The organism is Novosphingobium nitrogenifigens DSM 19370 (genome assembly GCF_000192575.1).
GTDB classification, from domain to species: domain Bacteria; phylum Pseudomonadota; class Alphaproteobacteria; order Sphingomonadales; family Sphingomonadaceae; genus Novosphingobium; species Novosphingobium nitrogenifigens.
Window position 1 is genome coordinate 1,188,434 of sequence record NZ_GL876926.1, and the last position, 18,874, is coordinate 1,207,307.

At 62.3% G+C, this 18,874-nt stretch carries 12 protein-coding genes; 3 read left to right on the plus strand and 9 right to left on the minus strand.

Annotated elements, in window-relative coordinates:
• Positions 1 to 21 precede the first annotated feature (21 nt).
• The 3 genes from Y88_RS05600 to purU are packed head-to-tail and all read right to left on the minus strand — an operon-like array spanning position 22 to position 2,784.
• On the minus strand, positions 22 to 1,401 hold the full coding sequence (locus Y88_RS05600) for an L-serine ammonia-lyase (RefSeq protein WP_008067065.1): 1,380 nt from the start codon (positions 1,399 to 1,401) through the stop codon (positions 22 to 24).
• Between the two features lie 19 nt (positions 1,402 to 1,420).
• Positions 1,421 to 1,933, minus strand: a complete 513-nt coding sequence (locus Y88_RS05605) for a prolyl-tRNA synthetase associated domain-containing protein (protein ID WP_008067067.1) — start codon at positions 1,931 to 1,933, stop codon at positions 1,421 to 1,423.
• Complete coding sequence (purU, locus tag Y88_RS05610) at positions 1,930 to 2,784, minus strand: formyltetrahydrofolate deformylase (protein WP_008067070.1); 855 nt, start codon at positions 2,782 to 2,784, stop codon at positions 1,930 to 1,932. Before purU ends, Y88_RS05605 begins: the two co-directional genes overlap by 4 nt.
• A gap of 154 nt (positions 2,785 to 2,938) precedes the next feature.
• Between purU and Y88_RS05615 the strand changes: the two genes are divergently transcribed.
• Positions 2,939 to 3,892, plus strand: a complete 954-nt coding sequence (locus tag Y88_RS05615) for a LysR family transcriptional regulator (protein WP_008067072.1) — start codon at positions 2,939 to 2,941, stop codon at positions 3,890 to 3,892.
• Positions 3,893 to 3,967: 75 nt separating this feature from the next.
• Here Y88_RS05615 and Y88_RS05620 read toward each other — a convergent pair whose 3' ends face one another.
• The 6 genes from Y88_RS05620 to Y88_RS05645 form a co-directional block, all read right to left on the minus strand.
• The gene (locus tag Y88_RS05620) at positions 3,968 to 4,498 is read right to left on the minus strand and encodes a sarcosine oxidase subunit gamma (protein ID WP_008067074.1); all 531 of its coding nucleotides are present in this window, start codon (positions 4,496 to 4,498) and stop codon (positions 3,968 to 3,970) included.
• Positions 4,491 to 7,355 carry an FAD-dependent oxidoreductase gene (locus tag Y88_RS05625; protein WP_008067075.1) on the minus strand — a complete coding sequence of 955 codons (2,865 nt, stop codon included), beginning with the start codon at positions 7,353 to 7,355 and terminating at the stop codon, positions 4,491 to 4,493. Before Y88_RS05625 ends, Y88_RS05620 begins: the two co-directional genes overlap by 8 nt.
• Positions 7,352 to 7,669, minus strand: coding sequence for a sarcosine oxidase subunit delta (locus Y88_RS05630; RefSeq protein WP_008067077.1), 318 nt, complete (start codon positions 7,667 to 7,669; stop codon positions 7,352 to 7,354). Before Y88_RS05630 ends, Y88_RS05625 begins: the two co-directional genes overlap by 4 nt.
• A gap of 22 nt (positions 7,670 to 7,691) precedes the next feature.
• Entirely contained in the window at positions 7,692 to 8,945 is a 1,254-nt protein-coding gene (locus Y88_RS05635) for a sarcosine oxidase subunit beta family protein (RefSeq protein ID WP_008067078.1), read from the minus strand.
• Positions 8,946 to 9,129: 184 nt separating this feature from the next.
• Positions 9,130 to 10,359, minus strand: a complete 1,230-nt coding sequence (locus Y88_RS05640) for an aromatic ring-hydroxylating oxygenase subunit alpha (protein WP_008067079.1) — start codon at positions 10,357 to 10,359, stop codon at positions 9,130 to 9,132.
• A 5-nt stretch (positions 10,360 to 10,364) separates the two neighbouring features.
• A complete protein-coding gene (locus Y88_RS05645; protein ID WP_018075726.1) occupies positions 10,365 to 12,872 on the minus strand; it encodes a GcvT family protein in 2,508 nt (835 codons plus the stop codon).
• 479 nt (positions 12,873 to 13,351) lie between these two features.
• Here Y88_RS05645 and Y88_RS05650 point away from each other — a divergent pair, with 479 nt between their 5' ends.
• Both Y88_RS05650 and Y88_RS05655 read left to right on the plus strand, forming a co-directional pair.
• Positions 13,352 to 15,847: a TonB-dependent receptor gene (locus tag Y88_RS05650; protein ID WP_008067082.1), complete on the plus strand. Its 2,496-nt coding sequence runs from the start codon at positions 13,352 to 13,354 to the stop codon at positions 15,845 to 15,847.
• Between the two features lie 353 nt (positions 15,848 to 16,200).
• Complete coding sequence (locus tag Y88_RS05655; protein WP_008067084.1) at positions 16,201 to 18,666, plus strand: TonB-dependent receptor; 2,466 nt, start codon at positions 16,201 to 16,203, stop codon at positions 18,664 to 18,666.
• Positions 18,667 to 18,874 lie beyond the last annotated feature (208 nt).

Sequence of the window (18,874 nt, forward strand, 5' to 3'; positions counted from 1 at the left end):
TCAGAAAACTCCGATAACCTATTAACATTCAACAACATTGACGGCGAGGCCGCCTTGCGACGTTTCCTTGTACTTGTCACGCATGTCGTAGCCGGTCTGCCTCATGGTTTCGATAACCTTGTCGAGGGAGACCATATGGGTTCCATCGCCGAGCATGGCGAGACGCGAGGCGTCGATCGCCTTGACCGCACCCATGGCATTGCGTTCGATGCACGGGATCTGAACCAGCCCCGCGACCGGGTCGCAGGTCAGCCCGAGATTGTGCTCCATCGCAATTTCGGCCGCGTTCTCGATCTGGCCGTTGTTGCCGCCAAGAGCGGCAGTCAGACCGCCCGCCGCCATCGAACAGGCGACACCGACTTCCCCCTGGCAACCGACTTCCGCGCCCGAGATCGAGGCGTTGCGCTTGTACAGCGCGCCGATCGCGGCCGCCGTCAGCAGGAAGATACGACGTCCTTCACGCGTCCCGCGATAACAGCGGTCGTAATAGCGCAGGACCGCCGGAATGATCCCGGCAGCGCCATTGGTCGGCGCCGTCACCACGCGTCCTCCGGCTGCGTTTTCCTCGTTGACCGCCATGGCCCAGAGATTGATCCAGTCGAGTACGGCGAGAGGATCGCCGAGCACGGTCTGCTGCCGCACGCCCAGTTCACGCGCGAGCGATGCGGCACGACGCCGCACCTTGAGGCCGCCGGGAAGAATCCCCTCATTACGGCACCCGCGATCGATGCAGGCCGCCATGGTCTCGGCAATCAGATCAAGCCCCGATTCCACTTCGGAAAGCGGCGTGCGCGCACATTCGTTGGCGAGCATGATCTCTGCAAAAGTCAGCCCCTCGGCTTCCCCGATCGCCAGCAGGTCGGCGGCCGAGGCGAAATCGTGCGGCACGTCGGCGGCAATGTCGCCTTCGCGCATGTTGCCCATGGCTTCGTCCTCATCGAGAACGAAACCGCCGCCGATGGAATAATAGAAACACTCATCGAGCGTCTCTCCCTCGGCATCCCGCACGATGATGGTCATCGCGTTGCTGTGGAACGGCTTGCGCTCGCGATGATAGAAATGAAGATCCTGTTCGGGCGCGAAATCGACTTCATGCGTGCCGAGCAAGGCGATGCGGCCTGTCTCGTGCACCCGCGCGACGATCCCCGCCATCGAGTCGGGATCGACCAGCGCCGGAACTTCCCCGGCAAGGCCGAGAATGACCGCGCTGTCCGTGGCGTGCCCCTTGCCCGTCAAGGCAAGCGAGCCATAGAGCGCGACTTCGACCCGGGCGACGCGGGGCAAGAGTCCCTTGTCGCGCACGCGTTCGCCAAACCGCCGTCCAGCCACCATCGGCCCGACCGTATGCGAACTCGACGGGCCAATGCCGATCTTGAACAAGTCGAAGACACCAGCAATCATCGGCAGGTTTCCTTCGCAATCACGCGCGTTCGGGAATGGCGGCGATCAGCGGGTCATGCCCCCAATGCGCCAGTGCGCGGACGAGGTCGGCCCCGGAAAAGCCGATCGTCGCGGTATTGCGCAGCGGATGGACGTGAACCGCCTCGGCCCCTGCAAGCCGTTCGTCGAGAACGACCTGCACTTTGCCTTCGCCATCGTTGATAGCGGCGAGCGGCGTGACCGAACCGGGCGTGACGCCGAGCAGGCTTTCCATGTCCTCCGCCTTGCCGAAGCTCAGCTTCTTTGCCCCGATCACCGGCGCGAGCGCCTTGAGATCGACGCGCACGGCATGATCGACCGTGACAAGGAAATACCCGCGCGCACTGTCTTTCAGGAACAGGTTCTTGGTGTGGGCGCCGGGCAGAGCGCCGTGGATTGCCTCGCTTTCCTCCACCGTAAAGACCGCCTCATGTTCGAGCGCGGTCCACGTGATTCCGAGCGATTGAAGATCGGCATAGAGGCGCTCCTCGCGCGCCTGCCCGTCCCCGCTCATTTGAACACGACCGTGCGCGCGCCATTCAGCATCACGCGGTGTTCGCAATGCGCCTTGACCGCACGGGTCAGCACGCGGCTTTCGGTTTCCTGGCCCTGTGCAATCAGGTCCTCGATCGTGTCGGCATGGTCAACCATCGACACATCCTGCGCGATGATCGGGCCTTCGTCGAGATCAGCAGTCACGTAATGCCCGGTCGCGCCGACCATCTTCACGCCGCGTTCCCATGCGCGGTGATAGGGCTTGGCCCCCTTGAACGCGGGAAGCGAGGAATGGTGAATGTTGATCACGCGGCCTTCCAGCTTGCGGCAGGTCGCGTCCGAGAGAACCTGCATATAGCGGGCAAGGATGATGAGATCGACCTGCTGCTCATCGATCATCTCGAGCAGGCGGGCTTCCTGCTCTTCCTTGTTTTCCGGCGTGATCGGCATGTAGTGAAAGGGAATGCCTTCATGCTCGACGCGGCGCTGCCAGGTCTTGTGGTTCGACACCACGCTGGTGACTTCCATCGGCAGATAGCGGGTCGCCGTACGATAGAGCAGGTCGTTGAGGCAGTGGCCGCCCTTGCTGACCATGACCAGAGCCCTCTGCTTGACGCGCAGGTCGTGGACTTTCCAGTCGAGGTTATAGGCAGCGCCGACCGGCAGGAACGCCTCGCTGAACTTCTCCGTGGTCAGGCCTTCGGGCCCGGCGAAGGAGACGCGCATGAAGAAGCGACCGGTGTAGACGTCGCCGAACTGGGCGTTGTGGATGATGTTGCAGTCTTGTGCAGCGATCGAACCGGCGATCGCAGCGACGATCCCCTTGCGGTCCTGACACGAGACGAGGAGCACAAATTGCGGCTTTTCCATTGCGATGATCGATACCCCCGGGGTTTGCCACCTTTGTTGTGAAACCCTGTCTATTCCGCCCTTTGCCCGACGGGAATTCCCTTGGCAGATGATAAGCATGAATGATACAAACCTTAAGTCGGCCTGATTTGGATTCAGGCTTGAGGGGTAAGGCATGCAAAGACTGCCATCGGAATTCGATCTTCACGCGCTCGAGGTGTTTGTGGTCACCGTCGAGCTTGGCGGCATGACCGCCAGTGCGACCCAGCTGCGCATCACCCAGTCGGCGGTGTCACAAACGATCACTCGGCTCGAAGGGGGAATCGGAACGCCCCTGTTCGATCGTTCGTTGCGGCCGCTGGGGCTGACACCGGCCGGGCGCGCACTTTACGAGCGTGCGCGCAAGCTGCTGACAAGCGCGCGGACAGTCATCGACGAAGTCCGCGAAGGCGCGAATCTGCCGGTTGATCAGATCACCATCGCCATGTCGGAAACCTTCGCGACCTTGCTGACCGCACCGCTGCTGGGCCGATTCGGCATGCGCGTCGGCCGCTGGCGCATCCGTTCGGGCATCTCGCTGGTCCAGCAGCAGGATTTCCTCGCCCGTCGGGTCGACATGCTCGTAACCGGCAGCAACACGCTCGAAAAGCACCCGGGCATCGAGCATCACGACGTGATGGACGATCCCTTCGTCCTCATCTTCCCCCGCGACTACACCGGCAGCACCGACCCGGTCGAAGCGGCCGGACGCCTGCCATTCGTGCGATACGCTCTCGATCACGGCATGGGGCAGCGCATCGAAAGCCAGCTCACCCGCATGAAGCTGCGCCTGCCCAACGTGATCGAGGTGGACATCATTCACCAGCAGCTGACGACGGTCGCGCTGGGGATCGGTTGGAGCATCACCTCGGCGCTGTGCCTTGTCGCGATGCCCTCCCTGGTCGAACACCTGCGCATCGAACCGCTGCCGCGCGGGCGTTTTTCACGCCGCGTGCAAGTGGTGGGGCGTGCAGCGGAACTGGGCAATCTTGCCGAACAGACCGCGCAGATGGCCCGTGAAGTCATGCTGACCGACAATATGGGGCAACTGATCCAGCAGTTCCCCTGGCTTGCCGACCAGATCAAATGAAAACGGGCGCCCGGCTCGATGCCGGGCGCCCGCTCTGCTGTGCGACCCGAAGGATCGGCAGCCTGATCCGTTGGATCAGACGATCGCTTCGGCCAGCGAATTCCACAGCCACGGCGCAAAGCTGCGCCATACATCCACATGATACCGTTCGGGCGCGAGTGCCCAAAGGTGCATTTCGACCGTTTCGAACACAGTGCGCGTTGCACGGCCCAGAGCGAACTGTGCGAGGTCGAGCGGGCATCCCCGCTCGATCAGAGCCGCAGCACCCGGGCCTTCGACCACGATACCGACCGAACGCGCGGAGACGTCGATCACGGCCAGGGGCTTGCCTTCGACGAGCGGCAGCCCGGTCCCGGCGGGAAGCAGCGCGTGCCACTCATCGGGCCCGAGACGGGCAATACCGTCGAGCGAGGTGCCGATCTTTTCCGGCAGCTTGCGGCCAAGCGCTTCGGCAAGGACGGCAATGTCCTTGGCCCGCAGCGAATAGCGCACCAGCGGCTGGGAGGGAGAAAGGCGCACGGCCTTGCCGAGGATGGTACCCTCGACAGGAGCCGTGCCGAACTTGATGTCAGCCGCCGAAACGGCCAGCGGGGCGATCTCAATCATTGAGGCGGCTCCCTTCGGAATCATAGAACACAGGACCGGTGACCTTGGCGCGAATGACGCCCTCGGGCATCGGGATATGGACGGTCTCACCCATGCGGGCATGCCCGTCGACCAGGACCGCGAGTGCGATCGAACGGCCGAGCGTGGTGCTGCGATAGGACGAGGTGACATGGCCGATCATCGTCATCGGGACCGGTTCGTCGGGATGGACGACGATCTGCGCGCCTTCCTCAAGCACTTCGTAGGGATCTTCGGTGAGAAGACCGACGAACTGCTTGCGTCCCTTGGCCACGATGTCGGGACGTGCGAGCGAGCGCTTGCCGACGAAGTCGGCCTTCTTCTTGCCCACGGCCCAATCGAGACCCATGTCGTAGGGCGTCATCGTGCCGTCGGTGTCCTGACCGACGATGATGTAGCCCTTTTCAGCGCGCAGGACGTGCATCGCTTCGGTGCCGTACGGCGTGATGCCGTACTGCTTGCCCGAGGCGAAGATCGCGTCCCAGACCTTCTGCCCTTCGCTTGCCGGGACATTGATTTCAAAGCCCAGTTCGCCGGTGAAGCTGACGCGGAACAGACGCGTCGGAACCCCGGCGATCGTTCCTTCGCGCACCGCCATGTGCGGGAACGCCTTGGGCGAGAGATCGATGCCTTCGACCAGCGGCGCAATCACGTCACGGGCGCGCGGCCCCTGCAGCGCGATCACCGCCCAATGCTCGGTCGTCGACGTGAGCCACACATCCAGATCGGCCCATTCGGTCTGAAGATAGTCTTCCATCATCGACAACACGCGCGGCGCACCGCCGGTCGTGGTGGTCAGGTGGAAACGATCCTCGGCAATACGGGCCGACACGCCGTCGTCCATGATGAAGCCGTCTTCGCGCAGCAGCAGACCGTAACGGCAGCGGCCGGGCTGAAGCGACTTCCACGGATTGGTGTACATGCGGTTGAGGAATTCGGCCGCATCGGGACCGACCACCTCGATCTTGCCCAGCGTCGAAGCGTCGAAAATGCCGACCGAGCTGCGGACGGCCTGGCATTCGCGCCCGACCGCTGCATCCATGCCCTCGCCCGCCTTGGGGAAATAGCGCGCGCGGCGCCATTGCGAGACGTTTTCGAACACCGCGCCCTGCGCCACAGCCCAGTCGTCGATGACCGTCTTGCGCAGCGGCTGGAACAGCGCGTCCTTGTGGTGCCCCATCAGCGACCCGAAAGTCTGCGGAGTGTAAGGCGGACGGAACGTCGTCAGTCCGATGTCCGTGACCGGCTTGCCCAGAACATTGGAAGCGATCTGCAAGGCATTGAGATTGCTCGTCTTGCCCTGGTCAGTCGCCATGCCGTTGGTGGTGTAGCGCTTGATGTGCTCGATCGAGCGGAAGCCTTCCTGCACCGCCAGATGGATGTCGCGCGCCTTCACGTCGTTCTGGAAATCGACGAAAGCCTTCTGCTTGCGCACCGACATGGCATTGGGAAGCGCCGAGGAAATCTCGCCCTTGCCCAGATCCCACGCCCCGGCGCAGGCACCGACCACGCGGCAATTCTCAATCGCCTTGGCGGGAAGATAGGCGCCCCAGGCATCGCTCCATTCAAGCGAACCCTTGGCATGGCTCCACAGATGAACGCTCGGCGTCCAGCCACCGGCCATCAGCACGGCGTCGCAAGCGAGCTTGTGCGGCTTGCCTGTGCCATAGGCCGCGAACGTCACGCCCTTGACCGCCAGACGCCCCGAAACCGCCGTCACCGCATGCCCCGGATAGATCGGGATGCCCGCCGCACGCACTTCGTCGGCAAGATCGCCCGGAACGACCGTGCGCATGTCGATGATCGCGGCAATGTCGATGCCCAGCGCATGAAGCGCCAGCGCATCGCGCCAGCCGCTGTCATGCGCAGCCATGACGACCACGCGACGACCGACCGCGACGCCATAACGCAGCGCCAGCGTACGCGCCGCGTTCGACAGCATCACGCCGGGAACGTCGTTGCCGTTGAACACCAGCGGACGTTCGATCGCCCCCTGTGCCAGCACGACTTCACCGGCGCGGATGCGCCACAGCTTTTCGCGGGCGCCCTTTGCGGCGAACGGCGCGACATGGTCGGTCAGGCGCTCGGAAGCCCCGATGAAGTTCTGGTGATAATAGCCGAACGCGGTCGTGCGGGTCAGCACGGTGACGTTGTCGGCCGCCGCGAGACGGGCCCGCAGATCATCGACCGTCGCCCACAGCGTGGTATCGGCCAGAGCGCCGCCGCCCAGTTCGTCCTGCTCGTCGATCAGGAACACCCGGCCGCCCTTGGCCGCCGCTTCGAGAGCGGCTTCCATCCCGGCAATCCCACCGCCCACGACCAGCACTTCGCAATGTGCATAAGTCGCGTCATAGTGATCAGGGTCGCGCGCGACCGGGCTTTCGCCAAGACCCGCAAGGTTGCGGATCACCGGTTCATAAAGCTTTTCCCAAGCCGAACGCGGCCACATGAACGTCTTGTTGTAGAACCCGGCCGGGAAAAACGCGCCGAAAACGTCGTTCAGCACGGCAACGTCGTGCTTGAGCGAAGGCCAGCGGTTCTGGCTCTTGGCGACCAGCCCTTCATAGAGCGAGATCTGCGGCGCGCGCAGGTTGGGCGTCACCCGGTCCGCACCACGATCGAGCGAGATCAGGGCGTTGGGTTCCTCGACGCCCGTCGCGACCAGACCGCGCGGGCGGTGGTACTTGAACGAACGACCGAACACAGTGACGCCTGCGGCCACCAGAGCCGATGCCAGCGTGTCACCGGCATAGCCTTCATAGGACTGACCGTCGAACGTGAAAGTCAGCGGACGGCTGCGATCAATGCGGCCGCCGAAAGGAATACGATAACCGGTCATGCCTTGCCTCCGGCCTTTGCCGCCTTGGTGGTGGCCGTCAGATCGGGACGAGGTTCACCCGTCTTGTACGTCACTTCGAAACGGTCCGTCACAGTGTCCCGGATGGCATTGAAAAAGCGGGCGCAACCGTGAAGGTGGCGCCAACGCTCGGCGTGGAGACCACGCTCGTTGGTACGAACGAACAGGAAGGTTTCCCATTCACGGTCATCAAGCGCGGAAGGATCGAGCGGGCGCGCAATGTGCGCCTCGCCGCCATAGGTGAATTCCACCTCGGGGCGATCTTCCTCGCAGTAAGGGCAATGGATCAGGATCATCGCGTCTCTCGTCGAAACAGGATCAGTGCGCGACCGCCGCAGCGGCGGCCTCGTCGATCAGGCGGCCGGTGCGGAACCGGTCGAGATGGAACGGCGCATTGATGGCATGGGGCGCATCATGGGCGATGGTATAGGCAAGCAGGTCGGCAGCGCCCGGCGTTGCCTTGAACCCGCCGGTGCCCCAGCCGCAGTTGACGTAAAGGCCCGGAACCGGCGTCTTGCCGAGAATGGGCGAACGGTCGGGCGTCACGTCGACGATGCCGCCCCAGCTGCGCAGCATGCGCATGCGGGTGAAGATCGGCATGATCTCGCAGATCGCCGCCAGCGTGTGCTCGAGGATATGGAGCGCGCCGCGCTGCGAATAGCTGACGTACTGGTCGGTGCCCGCGCCGATCACCAGCTCGCCCTTGTCGGACTGGCTGATATAGGCGTGAACGGTGTTCGACATCACGACGCAAGGCACGATCGGCTTGACCGGCTCGGACACCAGCGCCTGCAGCGGGTAGCTTTCGAGCGGGAAGTCGAGCCCGGCCATCTTCATCACGACCGAGGTATTGCCGGCCGCCGAAACGCCGACCTTCTTCGCGCCGATGAAGCCCTTTTCGGTTTCGACGCCGAGCACTGCGCCATCGGGTCCGCGACGGATCCCGGTCACGGCACAGTTCTGGATGATGTCGACGCCATGTGCAACCGCACCGCGCGCATAGCCCCAAGCCACGCTGTCATGACGGGCAATGCCGCCGCGACGCTGCAGCGCGCCGCCGATGACGGGATGGCGGGCATTGGGCGAAATGTCGAGCGGCGGACAATAGGCCTTGCACTCTTCGGGCGTCAGCCATTCGTTGTCGACGCCGTTCAGGCGGTTGGCATGGATATGCCGCTTGAAGCTCTGCACGTCATGGACGTTGTGCGCGAGCATCAGCACGCCGCGCTTGGAATACATGACGTTGTAATTGAGTTCCTGGCTCAGACCGTCCCACAGCTTGACGGCGTGATCGAACAGATGCGCGCTTTCGTCATAGAGATAGTTCGAACGGATGATGGTCGTGTTGCGCCCGGCATTGCCGCCGCCCAGCCAGCCCTTCTCGATCACCGCGACATTGCGAACGCCATATTTGGAGGCAAGGTAGTAAGCCGCCCCCAGACCATGACCGCCCGCGCCGACGATAATCACGTCGTAGGCCTTCTTGGGTTCCTTGTCAGGCCAGTGTTCTGGCCAGCCGGTATGCCCGCGCAGGGCCTCGGCAAAGAGATTAAGTCCGGAAAAGCGCTTCATCGGGGGAATATCCAGTCCTTGCCATCCAGTCTTCTGGGACGGGCCGCCTCATTGAGGAAATGCGCTGCCCACTCCAGTTCCTTGTTACAGCATCGCTTTTTCGCAAGGACCGGCAGAACCGGCACCTTGCGCGATGCTCCAGACGCAAATCCGGCCGGGATGCCCCGGCCGGATGGGATCTGCGTCAGGCGCTCGGTTCGAGTGCCAGCTTGCTCTGTTCGACGTAAAAGGTCTTGAATGCGTCGACCAGATTTTCCTCGACTGCATAGAGCCCGGGGCGATAGCCGTCGGTCCCGATGCCGGCGTGGTTGAGTTCGGCCAGCTTGCGATCCTGCTGGTTCGTCGCTTTCCACACCGCGGTAAGGTTTTCAACGGTGTAGTCTTCGCCTTCCACCGCATCTTCGTGGACAAGCCAGGTCGTGCGAACCAGCGTCTTGTCCGGACCAACCGGAACGACGCTGAACGACACGACGTGATCGCACATGAAGTGATGCCACGAGTTGGGGTGCGTCCAGACCGAGATGCTGGTCGGCTCGGCATGATCGATCGGCCAGATCAACTTCTTCGAAGCCGGCTTGCCGTCGAGCGTCTGCGAAACCGCACCGTGGGCGAGCCCGAGGCGCGCCACGCGATGCCACCAGTTGTCGGGGAACTCGATGAGATCGCGATAGATCCCCAGTTCCTTCCAGTGCGCGGTTTCCTTGGCCACCGCGTCGGTGTCCTCGGACAATCCTTCTTCAGGGTTGCCGCGACCGAAACCCGCACCGTTGAGCGAGTTCAGCAGTTCCGGATGGTTGCTCTCGCAGTGATAGCACTCGCGGTTGTTCTCCATGACCAGCTTCCAGTTGGCCTGGTCATAGAGATCATCCTGCGCCGCGACCTTGAGCTTGCTGAGGTCGTACAACGCGATCGCTTCGCTGATGTCGGCCTTGGCGCGATCGATCGGCGGAGGATTGTCGGCAAGGCAGATGAAGATCAGCCCGCCGACGTTTTCGAGTGCCACTTCGCGAAGGCCGTGCTGGGCCTTGTCGAAGCCTTCCGGCATGCCCCGCGCCACGATCAGCTTGCCGTCGAGGCCAAAGGTCCAGAAGTGGTACGGACACATCACGCGTGCCATCGACCCCTTCTGCGCCTCGCACAGCTTGGCGCCGCGGTGGGTACAGGTGTTGTAGAACGCGCGGATTTCACCGTCGCGACCACGCGTGATAATGACCGAATTGTTGGCCAGATCGAAGACGAAGTAATCCCCCGGCTTCTTCACATGCGCCACGGTGCAGGCATAGAGCCACACCTTCTTCAACATCACCTCGGTGTCGAAGCGGAACGCTTCCTCGCTGGTATAAAGACCCTGCGGGAGAGTGTAGCCGCGGCGATCCTGGTTCAACAGTTCGGCAATCGAATCGAAGTTTTGCATCGCAATCAGCTCCGCAATGCGTGGTTTTCGGGGTCGAAGGGCGAGTCTGGGATCACCACGGCCTTGTGTCCCTTGCCGAGAATGGAAATCTCGAGTTCGGTACCCAAGGCGCCGTGTTCAGGTGCGACCATCGCCAGCGCCAGGCTCTTGCCTACACGCCAACCATAGCCACCGGAGGTAGCGCGGCCAACCAACACGCCATCCCGGTAAATCGGTTCGGAACCACGCGCGTCGGCATCGGTCACACCGAAGACTTCCAACGTCACGAGTTTCCACTTGAGACCGGCTTCCTTGCGAGCGAGGAGCCCCTCGCGTCCCTTGAAGGCCGGCTTCTTGAAGCTGATGAAACGGTCGAGCCCGCTTTCAAGCGCGGCATATTCGATCGACAGTTCACGGGGGATCAGCTTGTAGCTCTTTTCGAGCGCCATCGACGTCATCGCGCGAATGCCGAAGGGCTTGATGTCAAACTCGGCGCCCGCTTCCATCAGCTTGTCGAAGATGTAGTTCTGCATCTCGATCGGGTGGTGGAATTCCCAGCCCAGTTCACCGATGAAGTTGACGCGCAAAGCGTCGACCTTGGCGCCACCGATCGAGATCGACTGCCCCGTGAGCCACGGGAACGCTTCGTTCGAGAGATCGGTGCGGGTCACCTTGGCAAGAACGTCGCGCGCCTTGGGCCCGGCAAGGACGAGCACGCCCATGGCCGTGGTCAGGCGTTCGAAACGGACCGAACCGTCGTTCGGCAGCGCCTTGAGCAGGTAGTCCTGGTCGTGGCGCTCAAGCGCACCGGCCGAGACGAGGTAATAGGTCTGCGGCGCCTTCTTGTAGACGGTGAATTCGGCGCGAACCCCGCCTTCGTCGGTCAGCAGGTAGGACAGCGCAACCTTGCCGACCTTCTTGGGAACCGTGTTCGAAAGCAGACTGTTGAGCCAGTCTTCCGCACCCGGGCCGGTGATCAGGCACTTGGCGAAAGCGCTCATGTCCTGAAGGCCGACCTTTTCGGTGACATGACGGCATTCTGCGCCAACGTGCTCGAAATAGTTCGAACGACGGAACGACCACTTTTCGCGGATCGCTTCACCCGGAACGACCGGATGGTTCTCGTTGAGAATGACGTCGGCCTTGTCGAGATCGGCTTCGGTCAGCTCATAGCCCTGCGGCGCGAACCAGTTGGGACGTTCCCAGCCGAAGACCGAACCGAACACCGCGCCGAGTGCCTTCATGCGGTCATAGCAGGGCGTGCGACGCAGCGGACGGACCGCTTCGCGTTCTTCATCGGGATAGTGGATCGAGAACACCTTGGCGTAGGCTTCCTCGTTCTTCTCGATGAGATAGCCTTCGCCGGCATAGTCACCGAAACGACGCGGATCGACGCCCATCATGTCGATGGTGGGTTCGCCGTTGACGATCCAGTGCGCCAGCTGCCAGCCCGAACCACCGGCGGCGGTGATGCCGAACGAGTGGCCCTCGTTGAGCCAGAAGTTCTTGCGATCCCAGGCCGGACCGACGATCGGGGAACCGTCGGGGGTATAGGCGATGGCGCCGTTGTAGACCTTCTTGACACCGACTTCACCGAAAGCGGGAACGCGCGCGATGGCCGAAAGGATATAGGGTTCGAGACGTTCGAGCGCGTCGGGGAACAGTTCGTATTCGCTGTTCGAAGCCGGACCCTTCACATAACAGGCCGGAGCGCCGATTTCGTAGGGCCCGAGCAGAAGGCCGCCAGCTTCTTCGCGCATGTACCAGCTGGCGTCGGATTCGCGCAGCACGCCCATTTCGGGCAGCCCCTGCTTGCGGCGCTCCATGATCGCGGGGTGCTGCTCGGTGACGATGTACTGGTGCTCGACCGGAACGACCGGAATGTCGAGGCCAACCATCGCGCCGGTCTGGCGGGCGAAGCTGCCGGTCGCCGAGACGACGTGCTCGCAGGTGATCTCACCCTGATCGGTGGTCACCACCCATTCGTCGTTCGCCTTCTGCGTGATGCCGGTAACGGTGGTATTGCGATAGATCGTCGCGCCAAGCTGACGCGCGCCCTTGGCCAGGGCCTGGGTCAGGTCGGCGGGCTGAATGTAACCGTCGTCGGGGTGCTGGATCGCGCCAAGGATGCCGTCGGTTTCGGCGAGCGGCCAGATTTCCTTGACTTCTTCGGGGGTCAGCCACTTGACGTCCACGCCGATGGTCTTGGCAACACCGGCGTAATACCGGTATTCATCCATGCGGTCCTTGCTGTTGGCAAGACGGATGTTCGACACGCGCGAGAAACCGACGTTGAGACCGGTTTCCTCTTCGAGCGTCGGATAAAGGCCGACCGAATACTGGTGCAGCTTGCCGACCGAGTAGCTCAGATTGAACAAGGGCAGCAGACCTGCGGCATGCCAGGTCGAACCGGAAGTGAGCTCCTTGCGTTCAACCAGAACGACATCGGACCACCCCAGCTTGGCAAGGTGATAAAGCGTGCTCACGCCAACCACACCGCCACCAATAACAACCACGCGCGCCGTCGTCTTCATGCTTGCCCCTCAGGCTCTTCAATACGGGATCGCCAATGCTATGCCAGCAAGGCCTGCCATGCGGCAATGCCGCTTCTGACCATACGGAACACTAATGCCGAATATAAGCCGGTCTAAACAAAACCGCGTAGCACACATGCCTTTTGCCCCCTCCTGCCACGGCGGCGGAAAGGGCATCACGATATAGCACAAGATACCCCCGAGAGGGTATCGGGCGAATGGGAAAACACGCAATGCCATAGGCCGGGGAAATTTCGGCCTCCTTGATCTGGATCACACCCCGATCTTCGACCGCACCTTGCCGAAGTGCAGCAAGGCAATGATTTTCCATTACTTTACCGCTCCTGAGAATTCACCACCCTTGCTCCTACCCGCTTAAAAGGATTGCGAAGGCGCCTTGTTGCGGTTCGGGGGCTAAGGCACCCTCCTGAAGTCGGTCGGCGTGTTGGAGGCATGCCGACTCTGAAGGGGAGCACATCATGCAAGATATCGACCGCGGCAGCCTTGCCGCGTCGTCGTCGCGCGGCAAGGCTGCGCGCGCCGACCGCTTGCGCGCCATCGCCATCATCGCCCTTGCGGGAACCGCGCTGGGGGGCGCGATCCCGTCCACGGCACAGGCAGCAGAGGCTCCGCAACCGGCCGCAACGGAGACCGGCGGAACGCCCGACATCGTCGTCACCGCACAACGTCGCGAACAGCGCGTTCAGGACGTCGGCATCGCCGTCTCGGTGCTGAGCAACAAGGACTTGTCCGCGCTCAACATCAACAATGCGAGCGACCTCGTCCGCGCGGTCCCCAACCTTCACTACAACGCCTATGCCTCGTCGCAGGTCGTGTTCAACATTCGCGGCGTGTCCCAGAACGACTACGGCGACCAGCAGGAACCCCCGGTCGCGGTCTATCAGGACGACAGCTACGCCAGTTCGATCAGCACGGCGAGCTTCCCGATCTTCGACCTTGCCCGAACCGAAGCCTTGCGCGGACCACAAGGAACGCTGTTTGGACGCAACGCCACCGGCGGCGCGGTGCAGTTCATCTCGAACATGCCTACCCACCGGCTCGAAGGCTATTTTTCGGCGCAATACGGCCGTTACAACCAGTCGATCCTCGAAGGCGCCATTTCCGGGGGGCTGACCAGCAACCTGACCGAACGCCTGTCGGGCATCTATGACCGCGACGACGGCTATCTGAAAAACATCACCCCCGGCCAACCCGATCGCGGGGGCAACAATCACTGGGCCTTGCGCTCGATCACGCAATGGGACCCGAGCAGCGATTTCCGCGCCCGCCTCACCCTGCGCTACGGCGAAGCCGACCACGAGCGGCAGGCGTCGATGTATTCGCTCAGCCCTGCCTGCCCCAATGCGCAGCTGCAGGGCGAATTCCTCGCCGCCAATCAGGTCTGCGAGTACTGGAACAACTATTACGGGACGTCATACAATGGCGGCGTTCCGGGATCGACTGCCAACGGCTATACCAATCCCGCGATCTCGCCCTCGCAGGGCGGCGATCCGTGGAAGACGGCCGGCACCGGCGATTCCTATGTCGACCGCAAGATGTTCGCCGCAACCCTGCGGCTTGAGGCAAAGGCTGGCCCCTTCGACATCGTCTCGATCAGCGACTACCAGTATCTCAAGAAGTACTATCAGGAAGTCGGCGACGGCGACCCGGAAATCTTCTTTCCGGAAGGCACCGCGCTTGCACCTTATACCACGGCCGCCTGCCCGTCTCCGGCCCAATCGGTCACCTGCTATGCCTCGGGCTCGGTCTTTATCCAGGGGTCGAGCGTCAACCAGTATACGCAGGAGCTGCGCGCCTCGACCAAGTTCGGCAAGAACTACCTCGTCTTCGGCGGCTTCGGCATGATCCTCGACGGGAAGTACTACGCCAAGTTCGCGACCCCGTTCGACCAGTACGATCCGGCCGTCCATTTCAGCCAGCGCACCACCAGCTTCGCCTTTTTTGCGCAGGACGAATTCAAGTTCAACGACCAGTGGAAAGTGATCGGCGGCCTGCGTTACTGGCACGACCACAAACGCGGCGATTATCACGCCTATGAAACCATCTCGGGGCTGACGCTGAACTGGGGCCCGGGCGGGATCTCGTTCTACGACCCGACAGGCGTTGCCAACAGCGCGGACATCACCGTCTCGCCGTCGGCCGCGACACCGAGTTTCAGCGGCGTGACTGCGCGCGCGGAAATCGATTACAAGCCCGGCCGCGATACCCTGATCTATTTCAGCTATAACCGCGGCTCGAAATCGGGGGGCTTCACGTTCTCGACTGGCACCCCCTATCCAGGCGTCGCGATCACCGACACGATCAACAACATTCCCTATCGCCCCGAAACGCTCAACGACTACGAAATCGGCCTCAAGACCAAGATCGGACGCCACGTCCAGTTCAACCTCGCGGCGTTCTATTACGATTACCAGAACTACCAGGCCTTCGTGCAGGTCGGCTACACGCAGGTCGTCCGCAACCTGCCTGCGACGATCAAGGGGATCGAGGCCGACTTTACGGTGCACCCCATTCCAGGGCTCACGATCCAGGCCTCGGGCGCGCTGCAGGACAGCGAAGTCAAGGGCGTCGTGCTTCCCGACGGCGTCACCGTCGTCAATCACAACCTGCCCCAGGCCCCAGGTTTCTCCGGCAACGGATTGATCCGCTACGAATTTCCTCTCGCAGGCGGCAATGCCTCGGTTCAGGCCGACGCGCTCTACACGGGCAAGTTCTGCTTCACCGTCATGTGCGCGCCGGTCGAGCAGGAAGGCTCGTACCACGTCGAAAATGCCCGCATCGGCTTCACCCCCAAGGGCGGCCGACTCGATCTGGCCTTCTTCGTCAACAACATCTTCAACCGCGCCTATCGCACCTACGCTTTCGACAGTTCGCTCTATTGGGGCGATTCCGCAGGCGTCTATGCGAAGCCGCGCACCTGGGGGATCAGCGCAAAAATCAAGTTCGGCGGCTGATTTCTGTTCCCGCGCAGCACGTCACCAGTGCTGCCCCATGACCTGTCCGGCACCCGGGAATACCCCCCGGGCGCCGCACGGGATTACTGTATCTTGTTGGCAACACTTTTTCCCATCAAGCAAGTTAATGACCTGTATTAGGGAAATTTAATAGCGAACAAGGGTGGGCGATACATTCATCCAATTGTTTTTTATAGATTTCCAGGAATCCCAACACCCCCCTTCATCTTCGCAGATGCAAAATCCGGAGTCCCCTGCCCAACTTGCTGGCGACCGACGTTTGCTGCACGATCCGCCACAGGGAAAAAACGCGGCACGCCGCAATAAAGTCAGGCTTTAAGGGGAAGCTCATCATGCGCATCGTCGATTCTGGTTCCACTGCCGGTAATAATATATCCGGACGCAAGCGCGCCTTCGCTGCGCTGCTGATGGCTGGCGTGGGCTTTGCCGCACTCGCACCCGATGCCGCGATGGCTCAGGCCGCGACCACCGCAGCCGCCGCACAGACGCCCGCTGCCGACACCAGCGCCGCCCCCGATATCGTCGTCACGGCCCAGCGCCGCGAGCAGAAGCTCAAGGACGTCGGCATCGCGATCACGGTGCTCAACGCCGAGCAGATCAAGAACCTCAACATCAACAACGCGACCGACATCGTTCGCGCGATCCCCAACTTGCGCTTCAACGCCTATGCCTCGTCGCAGGTCGTTTTCAACATGCGCGGGATCGCCCAGAACGACTATGGCGACGAACAGGAACCGCCGGTCGCCGTCTACCAGGACGACAGCTATTCCTCGTCGATGTCGTCGGCGAGCTTCCCGATCTTCGACCTTGCCCGCACCGAAGCCCTGCGCGGTCCGCAGGGAACGCTGTTCGGCCGCAATGCCACCGGCGGCGCTGTGCAGTTCATCTCGCAACAGCCGACCGATCACCTCGACGGCTATGTCTCGGCAACCTACGGCAGCTATAATCAGGCCGTGATCGAAGGCGCGATCTCGGGCCGGGTCGCCAAGGATTTCGACGTCCGCATCTCGGGCCTCTATGACCGCGACGACGGCTACATCAAGAACGTCATTCCCGGACAAGCCAATCGCGGCGCCAACAACCACTGGGCCCTGCGCGGAATTTTCCAGTACACGCCGTCGAGCGATTTCAAGGCCAAGCTGACCGTTCGCTATACAGAAGCCGACCACGAACGGCAGGCGGGCATGTACGCGCTGTCACCCTCGTGCCCCAACAGCAACCTGCAGGGTGAAAACCTCGCCGCCGATCAGGTCTGCAGCTACTGGAGCGCCTACAACGGCAACACCCCCGGCGCGATCGCGACCGGCTATTACAACAAGTCGGTGATCGCATGGCAGGGCGGCAATCCCTGGTCGATCGCCGCAACCGGCGACCCTTATGTCGACCGCCAGTTCTTCGGCGCCACGCTGCGCCTTGACGCGCATGTCGGCATTTTCGACCTCGTCTCGGTCAGTGACTATCAGCACCTCAACAAGTTCTACAATGAAATGGGCGACAGCCAGCCCGAGTATTCCTATGTTCAGGGGGCAAGCTATACCCCCGGCCCCTGCCCCGGCCTGAGCTCGGTCACCTGCTATGCGCCGGGCACGATCTTCTACCAGCGCAACAAGACCAACCAGTATTCGCAGGAACTGCGCGCGTCGACCGCGTTCGGCAAGAACTACCTGGTCTTCGGCGCGTTCGGCATGATCATCGACGGCACCTATGGCGCGAAGTACGCGACCCCGTTCGACAGCTATGACCCGACCGTGAATTTCACCCAGCGCACCGAAAGCTACGCGTTCTTTGCGCAGGACGAATTCAAGTTCAACGACCACTGGAAGCTGATCGGCGGCGTCCGCTACTGGCATGACCACAAGGTCGGCTATTACAACGCCAGCGAGTACTACTCCGGGTTCAACATGCACTATGGCCCGGACGGCATCTCGTTCAACGACCCGACCGGCACCACCACCGGCGGCACGATCACCGCGACCCCGGCCGATGCCCGCCCGAATTTCAGCGGCGCGACCGTGCGTGCGGAAATCGACTACAAGCCCAGCACCAGCACGCTGATCTACGCCAGCTACAACCGTGGCTCGAAATCGGGCGGCTTCACCTTCTCGACCGGCACCCCGGTGCTCGGCCAGGCGGTCTACGACACCATCAACGGGATCGCCTATCGCCCGGAAACGCTCAACGACTATGAAATCGGCATCAAGACCAGCCTGCCGATGCACTCGAGCTTCAACGTCGCGGCCTATTACTACGACTATCACAACTACCAGGCCTTCGTGCAGTCCGGCTACACGCAGGTCGTCCGCAACCTTCCGGCCAAGGCCGGCGGGATCGAAGCCGAATTCACCACGCATCCCATCCCCGGCCTGACGCTGCAGGCTTCGGGATCCTGGGAACAGAGCCACGTCTCGAACGTGCTTCTGCCCGATGGCGTAACGCTGGTTCGTCACGACCTGCCGCAGGCCCCCGAATGGTCGGGCAGCGCGCTGATCCGCTACGAATTCCCGCTGGCGGGCGGCAATGCCTCGGTTCAGGCCGACGGCCTGTTCCAGTCCTCGTCGTGCTTCACCGTGCTGTGCGCTCCGGTCGAACGCGAAAGCGGCTACACGGTCGAAAACCTGCGCTTCGGCTTCACGCCCAAAGGCACCCAGCTCGATCTGTCGGTTTTCGTGAACAACGTGTTCAACCGCGCCTATCGCTCCTATGCCTACGACGGCTCGCTCTACTTCGGCTCGACCGAAAGCGTTTATGCCCGTCCGCGCACCTGGGGCATCACCGCCCGGTTCCACTTCGGCAACTGATCACGAGCCCGCATGACCCCGATCCCCGGAACGGCCGCGACGGCGCGGTTCCGGGGATCACGCGTTTGTCGATCCGGGCCGTCCGCCTTCGCCGCCGCCCGATACGAAATGCGACACTCGCCACCCTTTTTGCGCTGCAATGTCCTTTTTCGTTGCGCCGCCCCTTTTGTTGAGTTCAGGCCTTTCGCGCAATGCGAGCGCACCCAAA

Excerpts from the sequence above, each read along its gene's own strand:
- Y88_RS05605 (WP_008067067.1), bottom strand. The coding sequence starts at position 1,933 with ATGAGCGGGGACGGGCAGGCGCGCGAGGAGCGCCTCTATGCCGATCTT.
- Y88_RS05640 (WP_008067079.1), bottom strand. The coding sequence starts at position 10,359 with ATGCAAAACTTCGATTCGATTGCCGAACTGTTGAACCAGGATCGCCGC.
- Y88_RS05645 (WP_018075726.1), bottom strand. The coding sequence starts at position 12,872 with ATGAAGACGACGGCGCGCGTGGTTGTTATTGGTGGCGGTGTGGTTGGC.
- Y88_RS05655 (WP_008067084.1), top strand. The coding sequence starts at position 16,201 with ATGCGCATCGTCGATTCTGGTTCCACTGCCGGTAATAATATATCCGGA.
- Y88_RS05630 (WP_008067077.1), bottom strand. The coding sequence starts at position 7,669 with ATGATCCTGATCCATTGCCCTTACTGCGAGGAAGATCGCCCCGAGGTG.
- Y88_RS05650 (WP_008067082.1), top strand. The coding sequence starts at position 13,352 with ATGCAAGATATCGACCGCGGCAGCCTTGCCGCGTCGTCGTCGCGCGGC.
- Y88_RS05635 (WP_008067078.1), bottom strand. The coding sequence starts at position 8,945 with ATGAAGCGCTTTTCCGGACTTAATCTCTTTGCCGAGGCCCTGCGCGGG.
- Y88_RS05615 (WP_008067072.1), top strand. The coding sequence starts at position 2,939 with ATGCAAAGACTGCCATCGGAATTCGATCTTCACGCGCTCGAGGTGTTT.
- Y88_RS05625 (WP_008067075.1), bottom strand. The coding sequence starts at position 7,355 with ATGACCGGTTATCGTATTCCTTTCGGCGGCCGCATTGATCGCAGCCGT.
- Y88_RS05620 (WP_008067074.1), bottom strand. The coding sequence starts at position 4,498 with ATGATTGAGATCGCCCCGCTGGCCGTTTCGGCGGCTGACATCAAGTTC.
- Y88_RS05600 (WP_008067065.1), bottom strand. The coding sequence starts at position 1,401 with ATGATTGCTGGTGTCTTCGACTTGTTCAAGATCGGCATTGGCCCGTCG.
- purU (WP_008067070.1), bottom strand. The coding sequence starts at position 2,784 with ATGGAAAAGCCGCAATTTGTGCTCCTCGTCTCGTGTCAGGACCGCAAG.